Source organism: Acinetobacter gandensis, from assembly GCF_001678755.1.
In the GTDB taxonomy this organism is placed as follows: Bacteria; Pseudomonadota; Gammaproteobacteria; order Pseudomonadales; family Moraxellaceae; genus Acinetobacter; species Acinetobacter gandensis.
Window position 1 is genome coordinate 113,947 of the sequence record NZ_LZDS01000025.1, and the last position, 11,883, is coordinate 125,829.

The window sequence follows — 11,883 nt, forward strand, 5'->3', positions numbered from 1 at the left end:
CTCCCCATTACATCGATGTAATGGGGAGTTTTTTTACTTATGTTCTACTTTTAGAAAAAGCCCATGTAGAACTGTTCTTTTAATACTTTAAGTATCAATTCAATGGCTTCATTCTTACGATCCTTGCGGTAGCTTGCATACAGCCCAATCGTTGGTAAGGGCTCAACCGTACTCTTCACTAAAATCTTATCTCCAAGCAATGGAATCACATAAGATGGAACTAAACTCCAACCTACCCCCATACCGACTAAATTCACATTCAGCAAAATATTTGTCGAATGCTGTACCAAATTTACATTCAGTTTATTTTGCTTGAAAAAGTCCTGAATAATACGATACAGCTCAGGTGATGAATGCTCGTCACTGATAATAAAGTCTTGCTGATTCATGCTCTTGATGCTGATATGACGCTGCTCAGCCACGGGAGAATTTTTAGGAATAATCAACGCAAGTGGTTCTGTAAATATCTGTACAGATTCAATTTCAGGACTTTCTTCGACATAACGGGTAAAGGCAATATCAATTTCACCCTTACGGACTGCGCTAATTTGATCAATGTCCATCAAACTGTGAAAGTGGATTTTTAGCTCAGGGAACTGCGCGCGAATATTTGGCATGATGTAGGGAAATACTTTCATTTCTGCCACTGGCACAAAACCAATATTTAATTGCTCTTTACTCAATTGCGCAATCTGACGTGCATCCATAATGGCTTTTTCAGCATGCTCTAAACTTAAACGTGCTTCTTTTAAAAATGCTTGGCCTTCAGCCGTGAGTTCTACTTTCCGATTGGTACGCATAAGCAGTTGCACACCGACTTCATGCTCTAAATCTTTAATTTGTTGACTCAATGACGGTTGAACCGTACACATGCGCTGTGCAGCCTTGGTAAAATTGAGTTCCTCGGCAACCGCAATAAAATATCGCAAATGTCGTAATTCCATTATTCAACTCCCAACCTACTGCGTTTAAATTTGATTGCTACAGTTTGGCGATACACAACTAGAGTCACGATCACCATCGCAGCACAGAATAAATAAGTCGCTTGAAAGCCCATCCAAGCAATGAGTACTCCCATTACGACAGAACCCACAGCGAGACCAACATCAAACAAAGTGAAAAAGGTAGAAATCGCATGTCCCATGCGTGGCTTTTCAACAGATTGAATCGCAACGGTCTGTAAACATGGAAAAACTGAGCCATAACCAATACCCATGAATACTGCTGATAGCCACATCACCCATTGGTTATTTAAAAAGCTCACAATCACTAAACCGATGGTAAAAAATACAAAAGAGGGGTATATCACCGCACTCGGGCCTTTGCTGTCATATAACTTGCCCACCCAAGGCCTTACCAACAACATTGAAATAGCAAATACAATAAAGAAGACACTGGTATATGCGAGTAATTGCTTCACTTCTGCATAAGCTGTGATAAAACTCATTACACTGGAATAGGCAAATGCTGTGAGTAAGGCAACAAAACCAATCGCTAATACTTTGCTTTCTACAATATCATGGAGCTGCAAACTCGAATTCCCCTTAGCTTGAGGCTTTGGACTCTGCTTGGCAGTTGTATTTTCTTGAATATTGATAAGCCAAGTAAAAATATAACCTAATGCTACGATGCCAGCTAAGACGGCAAATAACAGCCTAAAACTGGCAAATTGAATCAGGGTTAGTGCCAGAAATGGCCCAAAAACAACACCTAAGTTGGTCGACATCACAAAGTAGCCCATGCCTTCCCCCTTACGCTCATCGGGAATGTAATCATTCACAATCGGTACATTCACAGTGGTTAATATGCTGAACCAAAAGCCATGAGGAAAACGAACCAGCAGTAATGACCACATGCTTTCTATTAATAAATAAGCAAAAGCAAATACAACAAAAATGATGCCAGCTATACGTACAGAACGCGCCTTACCAATTCTCTCTACAATCATTCCTGAAAATGGGCGAATGGCAATGGATGACACTAAAAATAAGGTCAGTGCCATACCTGCTTGTTGTACCGTTCCACCCAAGTCGTTCATGATGTAAATTGGCAAAATGGTCAACAGCGCAAAATAATAGGTAAATAAAAATAAATTATTGAATAGGCAAAATATAAACGCACGGTTCCAAATGCTTAGGCTATTTTGTTTCATCAACACTCACCTGTGTGCGTGCTGACAACGCTGTATTTTGACGTACCGGTGCGAGTGCAAGTTCAACTAAGCGCTGAATATATTCAGCATCAGGTTTGCGATTAAAGAAAATAATTTGGTAATGAATAGGCCCATACAACATATCCAGCATCAGCTCAAATGGATACTCTGCACGAATTTCTTGACGTTGAATCGACAGTTGAATTAGCGCACGCGTCGCTTCTCGACGCGGTAATAAATATTGTTTAAAAAATTCACCCGCAGCTTCTCGATGTTCAGCCATTACGACTAACAATGCCCGCCCGACATGCTGGTTCAAAGCATAAGATAATTTTAATAATTGCTGATTTAAATTGAACTCTAAACTTTGACTTAAATCTAAATCAAATACAGATGCTGTTTGCTCTTTAAAGGCATCAAAAACCAAATCAGATTTATGTTTCCACCAGCGATAAATGGTTGACTTACCCACCCCTGCGCGTGCAGCAATATCTTCTACCGTCATATTACGATAATCATGTTCAGCCAAGGCATCTGCGACAGCTTGCAAAATACATTGCTTACGTCGAGAAGTTTTTTCAGTCTCACTCATTTAGCACCGTACCAGTAAAAACGAAACGCTACGTATCGTTTTATTTTAAATGCTAAGACAGCTAAAAACTATGCTTAAACAGAATTTAGGCCCTAAACTTTAGTAGAACACTCGGGATTTATTGTGGATAAAATTCACTATCTGAATGAAAAAAAAAGACCACATAAGTGATCTTTTTTTAAACAGAAGTCGCCACTTAGCTTTGTGGCGTTTTCTTATAAATACTGCATGAAGGATGATGATTTTCCTGTAAACGTGCAACTTTACGATGCTCTGCAGCTTCAAAACGGCAACGCTTCCAGTCATTATCTAAATTTAATGGTGGAATTTGCTTCGGCTTACCTTGCTCATCAACGGCAACCATAGTGAAGTAACAGCTATTGGTATGGCGAACAGTACGCTTTTGAATATTTTGTGCTTCGACACGAATACCAATTTCCATAGAAGTACGACCAACATGGTTCACACTTGCAAGGAAAGTTACTAATTCACCGACATGAATAGGCTCTTTAAAATTAACTTTATCTACAGATAAGGTCACCACATAGCTACCTGAATAACGACTTGCGCATGCATACGCTACTTGGTCTAGCAATTTTAAAATTGTTCCACCATGCACATTTCCAGAGAAATTGGCCATGTCAGGCGTCATGAGGACTGACATCGATAATTCGGACTGGTCGTCTAGTGCATTCGCAATTTGATCTAATGGGGACATCTTGTTTCTCTAGACTCGTGATATAACAATGATTAATGTGATTATTATATAGATTTAAATGCAAATTAAATGTTCAATTCGGCAAAAAAACCATCATTATTATTTATAGTGATCATGCCATCATTCAGTAAAATATATATCAACACAAATAAAAGCCGATATTACCGTCACTTTTAAACTGTATTGATATAATTTGTATAAACACCTGTATACAGATTTACTTAGCGATGAGCAATCTGCATTTTAGCAATGGTGATCGTCAGTCAGTATTTTTATGGTGAAATGATTTTAACCACAATGATTTAATCCGCTAAGACTTTTAACATCTCGAATGATACATTGTCATAACTAGTTTTTTGACCACCGTCTTGAGTACTTTCAACAGTATAAGTATTATCAATCTTCACTTGAGTGATGATAAATACACTGTTTTCCATCATAGCAAGCTTAACTTTTTGTCCTACCTGAAGCATTTGCATCTACATTTCCCCCTATAAAAGAGTTATTGATTTAAAGTATTAATATAATGTAGGAAGTCTAAACACTTTAAAACACTCGGTAAACTTAAATATATGAATAAAAAGGGTAATATAGATATATAATATAAGTATACAGTTAAAACCAATTAGTTATTATTTTTTAATAAATATCAATAAATTAATTTTACAAATGAATATTTTGTTTAATATAAATACAATTTATTCAATAAAATAATATCTATTTACGATAAGTGATTAAGCTTTTATCGATCACTATTGAATCAATAACTGGATTTTATGTAGAAATAAAAGCCCCTATTTCTACATAAAAAATAGAGGCCAGCAATATATGTTCAAATGAGCTGACTAATCTTGTGCCGCCATATAATGAATATTATGACCTGAACTATATTTATGCTGTGCATATACCCTTGAAATGTCAGAAAGCTTTTCAAAAGTCGCTTCCTCACCCGCTTGCATTGTCGCCTCACGGCCCTTTACATCAAAGATATGTGCTTTTTCACGTAAATCAGGCTGAATCACAATATCGGCACGTTTAAGTTCTTCTTGCGCCAATCGATTTTGCATAATATTAATATTTTGGTTAAACAATCCCCATACATTTGAAGTTTCTGTATGTATCGGCCGCGCTAAGATATCAACTGCAATTATGATATCCGCCCCTAGCTCACGTGCTACATCCACGGGTACAGGGCTAACCAAGCCACCATCCACATATTCCGTTTTTTCTATTATAGTGGGAATAAACATACTGGGTATAGACACAGATGCACGCACCGCCTGCCCTGTATTGCCATAATTAAAAACAACTTTTTTGCCGTCTTTTAATTCTGTTGCAACAACATACATTGGTGTTTTAAGGAGTTCTAAAGGCACATCTTCAACTTGCTGATTAATGAAGTCTTCAACTTTTTTACCATCAAAAAAGCCTTTCATGTCTAATCGAATATCACGTACATCATTGGCTTTTAAATCTAAGGCAATTTTTCGAAGTTCTGCTGCATTTTTTCCTGACGCATACAATGAACCCACAATGCTTCCTGCACTTGTACCGACAATAAAATCTGGCTTGATGCCTTGTTGTTCAAGTACCTGAATCGCCCCAATATGCGCATAACCACGTGCACCACCGCTTCCCAAAACCAAAGCAACAATCGGGCGCTTTTCTTGCTTTTTCACTTTATTGAAATCAATACGATTTGCCGAAACTTGTGCAGGTGCAGCGTTGTATTTTGGAATTTCAGTAATGTGTTGAGCATTAAGCGGTTTAGAGGGAACACTCTGACAGCCTGTAATGGCAAGGATTACCGATGCAATCAAAATGCTTCTACTTTTCATGGGGAGATTTTCCAAATTCGAACTCAAGATTTAAGGAAAGACGTAGTCTAAACACTCGGTTTTGAAACCACTGTTATAATTCGGTAATAGCCAAACTGCATTTATTATATCGAAACCTTAACTATTAAACATTGACTCGCGCGCTCTTCGGTGAAGTTACGGTGTGCCAATTGATACAAAATCAATTCAGTACTGATAAAAAAGAAGCCGCTATAAATAGCAGCTTCTTTTATTGATGAGAACAGGATTACCAAATATTAGAATTCACTTTATCTTTATATTTTGGATGTTTATCTAACTTAAACACGGGCTCTTTCACGCCACTCTTTAACTGTGATGTGTAGTCTTTTAACAACATCAAAAGGAAAGGTGTCAGCAACAATATAGCGAATAGGTTAATACTCGCCATCACACCCATAAATAAGTCTGCCAAATTCCAAATCACTGGCACACTCATAACTGAGCCTAGATAAACCATCATTAATACAAACACTCGGAACACGAACATGACTTTGGGATTGTTATTGATGAACTGGACGTTACCTTCTGCATAAGCATAGTTACCAATCACTGATGAATAAGCAAATAAGAATAGAATAATTGCTAGGAAGTCATCGCCCCAAGCACCGATTTGGCTTTCAAGTGCCATCTGAGTGAGTGCAACGCCTTCAAATCCAGCATTTTCGTATAAACCTGATGCCAAAATAATAATAGCGGTACAAGTACACACCACGAAGGTATCTACAAATACACCCAACATTTGTACCAAGCCTTGGTTTACAGGATGTTTAACATCCGATGCTGCCGCAGCATTCGGAGCAGACCCCATACCCGCTTCGTTTGAGAATAATCCACGCTTAATGCCTTGCATCATCGCCATAGAAACCATAGCACCGAAGAAACCACCTGCTGCCGCATCAAACTCAAATGCTTTGCTGAATATTAACTGGAAGATATCAGGCAAGATTGCAAAGTTAGCAAAAGCGATATAGAGCGCGACTGCCAAATAAAGTAATGCCATAAATGGAACAAAACGTTCTGCCACTTTTGCAATACGCTTAATACCACCAAAAATAATCAGCGCTGTTATAAAAACAAGGAATAACCCTACCCATGAAATTTCAAAACTAAAACTGCCCAAACTCAATACTAGATTGGCTTTATCCCAACCCCAAGCATGTGACGTTGCACCCGTAATGGCATTGGCTTGTACTGCATTAAACACAAAGCCATAAGTTGAAATCAGGGCAATCGCAAATACCACACCCAACCATTTTTGTTTTAAGCCTTGGGTAATGTAATAAGCTGGTCCACCGCGGAATTGCTGATTTTGAGTATCACGCACTTTAAAAAGTTGAGCTAGAGAAGATTCAACAAATGCTGAACTCATCCCTAAGAATGCCGTCATCCACATCCAAAAGACTGCACCAGGCCCACCAATAGCAATTGCAATTGCAACACCGGCCACATTACCTACACCGACACGACTTGCAAGACCCGTTACAAAAGCTTGAAATGGTGTAATACCATGATCATCATCGCCTTCCTTTCGGCTAGACTTCATCACTTTCATACTGTGAATGAATAGGCGAATCTGGACTGCACCTGTTACTACCGTATAAAAAATACCGACAGCAACCAAGAAGACAACAAGGAAATCCCAAAGTGGGTCATTAAAAATTTTAATCCACCCCAACAGGGTTTCATTTAATTGTTCATTCATATTCAACCCTAGTTTTAAATGGTCAAAACTATGAAAGGCTCTTTTTTGAAGAGCCTTTCTAAATTAAGCAAAAAATTTAAGAATTAATTGAATAACTGTCGCGTTAATCAAATCAACAAAAAATGCACCGCATAGAGGTACGATTAAGAAAGCCTTATGAGATGGGCCATACATATTGGTAATGGCTTGCATATTTGCAACGGCGGTAGGTGTTGCACCCATACCAAAACCGCAGTGACCTGCCGCTAAAACCGCAGCATCATAATTTTTGCCCATTACACGGAAAGTGATAAATGCAGCATACAATGCCATTGTTAATGTTTGCGCACCCAGAATGACAACTAATGGTCCTGCAAGATCTGATAGCTGCCATAATTTTAACGATAATAGCGCCATTGCTAAGTAAAGTGATAATGAAGCATTACCAAATACGTCAATTGCACGATCAAAAATTTGTACGCGGAAAATACCTTCCAATACATTACGTAAAATGACACCGCCAGCTAAAGCCCACACAAATGTTGGTAATTCAAACATCGTACCTTTACTGAAAGCCGTCATAAAATCAGCAAACGCTAAACAGCCAGCAAATAAACCCAAAGTCGTAATTGCATTATCTGCGGTAATTAAACGAACACGATGTGGATATTCAAAAGGTACATATTCTGTTGAATTAATATCAGCTAATGGTGTGTTATCACTACGCTCAATTTGCTCATTCGTGCGCGGAGTTGCTAGGCTATAGCGATTAATTAGCAACTTAGCTAATGGCCCACCAATAATACCACCAATGATTAAACCAAAAGTTGCACTCGCCATACCCAAGGCTAATGCACCTTGTATACCATGTTCAACTTCAAGAATTTCACCCCAAGCCCCTGCTGTACCATGTCCACCTGTTAAAGTAATTGAACCTGCAATTAAACCAATCAGTGGATCAATACCTAATAAAGTCGCAAGACTGATACCAACAACATCCTGCACAACAATGAAAGAAGCAACGGCTACGAGGAAAATGACAAGACCAATTCCTCCCTCTTTCAATTTGGCAAAGTTTGCGCTTAAACCAATGGATGCGAAGAAAATCAACATGAAACTGGTTTGTAATTCACTACTCGTAGTGATGCTATAACCCCAAATGCTATGTACCACCAGTGAGATTATTGCAGCAACCAAACCACCAGCTACAGGTTCAGGAATGTTGTAACGACTCAAAAAACTGATTTTCTTTACAAGAAAACGTCCTAATAAAAGAACGATCACCGCCGCAATTAAGGTATAAAATGCGTTAAAGCTAAATTCCATAATAATTTGTCCAAAATGGTTTGAATATTTATTAGTCCACTTAATAGAAATTAGTAGCTTTTATTACCTAAAATACAATTCCAATTTGTAATTTTAACCAATAAATCAAGCTTGCAGCCTATTAAATGCCAATCATAAATATTCATCATCTGATTCAAATATGTATGTCTGAGTTTAAAAAAGTGAAAACTCAATTCGACAAAACAAATCCATAAAAGTAGTTCATTCTAACTAAACCGATACTTACAACAGCATTCCCATCATAGATAAAATAAATAAATCGAATGCTGATTAGAAAAGTCGCACATTATGCGTGGAGAACAGATAAATTTCATTAATTTTAATTACAAAAAGTTTTATTTACTATAATTTAAAGTTATATCTATTTGTTTTTACGTGAATATACACCTTTTTTTAATCTATACAAAATATAAAAAAATTGAATATTGCTGCTTTTTTTTACCATTCAGTTAATTTACTTGAATACCTTTTAATCAAATTTTACTCTAAAGCCTTTGTGCAGTAGTGAATAGGAAATTCCTATACCCTATCCATAAAGTTTAAAAATTTGCGAATCCAAATAAAAAAGCCTGAACAACGTCAGGCTTTTTTAATAACGATCATTTTCGTCTTAGAAGCTGTATTTAGCCATTAAGCCTACACGGTCATCATTGTACGAGTTACCATCAAATGCTTTACGCTTACCGTTGATATACTCAACACCTAATTCAACTGGTTTAACTGGTGCATAGATAAAGTTAATCCACGCTTGTTGAACTTCTTCGTTTGCGTTGGCATTTGCCACAGCATTTGCATACGCACTGCCATCATCAGCAAACAATGCGCCGTACGCTAAAGTTGAACGTAGTTTTTCATTGAACTTATAAGTGGCGCCTACTTGTACCGCAGTAAACTTATTTTGTTCAATATTGCCGTCAACTACAGAATAAGCACTGTTTGCGCCATATAAGTAGTTGCTGTTACCTTCAGCATATGAAACGTCACCGTTCAATTTCAACTGATCAGTTACTGCATAGCTTGCACCAGCTGCAATACCGAAACCTGTTTCAGTATCATCTGCAGCTTTCGATTTATAATTTTCGACTAATGCACGTGCAGATGCTGTACCCTTGCCATCAGCAAAACCTTGAGTCAATTTTGCAGTGATATTTGGTACGCGGTAAGAAAGATCACCCGTAGCTGTTGCTTTACTGTCACCTTCTTCAGCAGAAACAAATAATTGTGTTTGCGGTGCAAGTTTTACGTTGTAACGCACTTGAGGGATACGTGTAGTACCACCACCTACGTTCGTAGAGAAGTCAATCATTTCAGGCGCATGGCTAGAAAGGAAGTTAGACGTTGTTTGACCAAACAACCAATCGTTATAAGTTAAATAACCATGACGTAAACGTAAGCCATCATTTGAACCATTACCATCTGCAAAGTCGACTTCAATTTTACCGCCAACTTTGTTGTCTGCACCAACTGGTGCACTAAAGTCCAAACCAAAACGCGTCGTTTTAGCAGTTGCGCGTAATTTGTCACGTGCCTCTTCTTTAGACGTGTGTACATTGTTGAAGTCGTTATCCGCACCTTCAATGATATAGTTCGCATCGCCACGAACAAAACCATAAAGATTTACATCAGCACCAGCTTTTGATTTGAAACCAGCTAAAGATGCAGCAGGTGGTGGCGGTGGAGTAGGACGTGCTTTTACTTGCTGAATTTCTGCCTGTTGCTGAGTTTGAACTTGTTGCTGTGCTTTAATCAGACTTTTAAGTTCAGCAACTTCTGCACGAAGTTGCTCAATCTCTGAAGTGCTGCTTGCTGCATGTGCCATTGACACTGTTGCTAAGCTCATTGCAACAACAAGCGTTTTCATTGGGTGGAATACAGTTTGAATTTTCATTCTAAGCTCTCTTTCGTCCTATCATTGTTTTTTAAGCCCCTTCTATGGGTACTTTATGCTGTGCTTTATTTGAGCGGACAATAATCAAACTGCCTATCTGTGCTTTAGTCGCAGTGAATAAAAATTCAATGACACACAAAGGTGAAAAGCATTGTTAACTACTGACATTCCTCATAATAATCTATTGATATTGCTGGTAGAACAAGTCACGGACAGTCCGCTCGCCCCCAATCATATGACCAAAAACACCACATAAAATACCTTTTAAGTATAAAAACATACCCTGAAAGTATTTAATAAATTATAGATTTCCGACATCTAGTGCAACCGTGCTGCAACTAATGTCTACCTTAATTTATATATAGCGTATTACATACCAATCCATATTAGTTATATTAAATAGTCATATCTGCATGACAATTTAGAAAATACCATTAAATTTAAGCTTGAATACTCGCTTTTAACTGCTGAATTGAGTACATAGCAGCCCCAACAAACAAGAGCATGATGATTGCCATATTCAGTAATGGCTGCCAAATAAGCACACTTAGTAAAGCCCCACCAAGTAAACCGCATGCAAATTGAGCACTCCCCATGATTGCACTCGCTGTTCCTGCGCGTGCGCCCTGCTCAGACATTGCTAAAGCCATTGCATTTGGTCCGGTAAAACCAATAGATGCAACACATAAAAACATGCCAAATAGCACTCCATATAAAGACACTTGTTGCATAATAGCTAACACTAACAACACCATGACGCCTATCAATTGGATGATATTGCCAAACTGTAAACGTTGAAGCACATTAAAACGGTTCGCCAATTTCTTGTTTAAAGTTGAAAACAACATGATCCCTAGGGCATTTCCACCAAAGATATAGGCGAAGTTTTGCTGACTAAAGCCATATTCATCCATCAAAATGGCAGATGCACCACTGATATAACAAAACAATACTGCACCTGAAAAACACCCTGCTAACATCGGTTTTCTAAAGCTATCATCTTGAAAAATTGCACTGTATAAGCTGATAATTTGTTTGAAATTTAATTTTAGACGGCGCTCAACAGGCAGTGTTTCTTCAAAGAAAAAATGTACACAGCCCAGACAAATTACCCCCACCAGCATTAACAGTGCAAAAATATACTGCCACTCAAATACTCTTAGTACCCAAGCGCCCAAGGTTGGCGCAATAATTGGCGCTATCGTGGTGACAATCATCATACTGGCAAAAGCTTGTGCTGAGGCTTGCATACTCAGACGATCACGTATGGCCGCACGAGCAATTACTACGCCCACACATCCACCCAATGCCTGAACGATTCGCGCTGCGATTAAACTCCATTCGCTATCTGCAAATATGCAAAGAAAACTCGCAGCAATATACAAAACCAAACCGAAATACAGTGGGGTTTTACGCCCAATACGATCACTGACAGGGCCATAAATTAACTGACCAATGGCAAGCCCTAAAAAATATGCAGGCACACTATTGGCCACTTGCTGCGTTGAAACATCAAAATCATCAGCCATTTGTGGTAAAGCAGGCAAATACATATCAATGGATAATGGACCCAATGCTGTTAACAACGCTAGAAGTAAAATCCAGCGCTGGGAAAAGTCCTTTTTTTCAGGTGTTATTGGCATAAT

At 38.3% G+C, this 11,883-nt stretch carries 10 protein-coding genes; all 10 read right to left on the reverse strand.

Going from position 1 to position 11,883, the window contains the following annotated elements:
* Positions 1–50: 50 nt before the first annotated feature.
* Positions 51–944, reverse strand: coding sequence for a LysR substrate-binding domain-containing protein (locus A9J31_RS09150; protein WP_067764492.1), 894 nt, complete (start codon positions 942–944; stop codon positions 51–53).
* On the reverse strand, positions 944–2,152 hold the full coding sequence (locus A9J31_RS09155; RefSeq protein WP_067764495.1) for an MFS transporter: 1,209 nt from the start codon (positions 2,150–2,152) through the stop codon (positions 944–946). The genes A9J31_RS09150 and A9J31_RS09155 overlap by 1 nt, the downstream gene beginning before the upstream one ends.
* Positions 2,139–2,744, reverse strand: a complete 606-nt coding sequence (locus A9J31_RS09160; RefSeq protein ID WP_067764498.1) for a TetR/AcrR family transcriptional regulator — start codon at positions 2,742–2,744, stop codon at positions 2,139–2,141. Before A9J31_RS09160 ends, A9J31_RS09155 begins: the two co-directional genes overlap by 14 nt.
* Before the next feature lie 196 nt (positions 2,745–2,940).
* Positions 2,941–3,462, reverse strand: coding sequence for an acyl-CoA thioesterase (locus A9J31_RS09165; RefSeq protein ID WP_067764501.1), 522 nt, complete (start codon positions 3,460–3,462; stop codon positions 2,941–2,943).
* Between the two features lie 302 nt (positions 3,463–3,764).
* The gene (locus A9J31_RS15710) at positions 3,765–3,941 is read right to left on the reverse strand and encodes a hypothetical protein (RefSeq protein WP_167348721.1); all 177 of its coding nucleotides are present in this window, start codon (positions 3,939–3,941) and stop codon (positions 3,765–3,767) included.
* Between the two features lie 366 nt (positions 3,942–4,307).
* Complete coding sequence (locus tag A9J31_RS09170; protein WP_067764503.1) at positions 4,308–5,300, reverse strand: patatin-like phospholipase family protein; 993 nt, start codon at positions 5,298–5,300, stop codon at positions 4,308–4,310.
* A 247-nt stretch (positions 5,301–5,547) separates the two neighbouring features.
* Positions 5,548–7,023: an alanine/glycine:cation symporter family protein gene (locus A9J31_RS09175; RefSeq protein WP_067764506.1), complete on the reverse strand. Its 1,476-nt coding sequence runs from the start codon at positions 7,021–7,023 to the stop codon at positions 5,548–5,550.
* A 63-nt stretch (positions 7,024–7,086) separates the two neighbouring features.
* Entirely contained in the window at positions 7,087–8,328 is a 1,242-nt protein-coding gene (gltS, locus tag A9J31_RS09180) for a sodium/glutamate symporter (protein WP_067764515.1), read from the reverse strand.
* A gap of 631 nt (positions 8,329–8,959) precedes the next feature.
* Positions 8,960–10,237, reverse strand: coding sequence for a DcaP family trimeric outer membrane transporter (locus A9J31_RS09185; protein ID WP_067764518.1), 1,278 nt, complete (start codon positions 10,235–10,237; stop codon positions 8,960–8,962).
* A 440-nt stretch (positions 10,238–10,677) separates the two neighbouring features.
* Positions 10,678–11,880 carry a multidrug effflux MFS transporter gene (locus tag A9J31_RS09190; protein ID WP_067765018.1) on the reverse strand — a complete coding sequence of 401 codons (1,203 nt, stop codon included), beginning with the start codon at positions 11,878–11,880 and terminating at the stop codon, positions 10,678–10,680.
* Positions 11,881–11,883: the final 3 nt, after the last annotated feature.

What these genes read in the sequence shown, in the direction of transcription:
- A9J31_RS09150 (WP_067764492.1), bottom strand. Translation starts at nt 944, where the DNA reads ATGGAATTACGACATTTGCGATATTTTATTGCGGTTGCCGAGGAACTC.
- A9J31_RS09155 (WP_067764495.1), bottom strand. Translation starts at nt 2,152, where the DNA reads ATGAAACAAAATAGCCTAAGCATTTGGAACCGTGCGTTTATATTTTGC.
- A9J31_RS09160 (WP_067764498.1), bottom strand. Translation starts at nt 2,744, where the DNA reads ATGAGTGAGACTGAAAAAACTTCTCGACGTAAGCAATGTATTTTGCAA.
- A9J31_RS09165 (WP_067764501.1), bottom strand. Translation starts at nt 3,462, where the DNA reads ATGTCCCCATTAGATCAAATTGCGAATGCACTAGACGACCAGTCCGAA.
- A9J31_RS15710 (WP_167348721.1), bottom strand. Translation starts at nt 3,941, where the DNA reads ATGCAAATGCTTCAGGTAGGACAAAAAGTTAAGCTTGCTATGATGGAA.
- A9J31_RS09170 (WP_067764503.1), bottom strand. Translation starts at nt 5,300, where the DNA reads ATGAAAAGTAGAAGCATTTTGATTGCATCGGTAATCCTTGCCATTACA.
- A9J31_RS09175 (WP_067764506.1), bottom strand. Translation starts at nt 7,023, where the DNA reads ATGAATGAACAATTAAATGAAACCCTGTTGGGGTGGATTAAAATTTTT.
- gltS (WP_067764515.1), bottom strand. Translation starts at nt 8,328, where the DNA reads ATGGAATTTAGCTTTAACGCATTTTATACCTTAATTGCGGCGGTGATC.
- A9J31_RS09185 (WP_067764518.1), bottom strand. Translation starts at nt 10,237, where the DNA reads ATGAAAATTCAAACTGTATTCCACCCAATGAAAACGCTTGTTGTTGCA.
- A9J31_RS09190 (WP_067765018.1), bottom strand. Translation starts at nt 11,880, where the DNA reads ATGCCAATAACACCTGAAAAAAAGGACTTTTCCCAGCGCTGGATTTTA.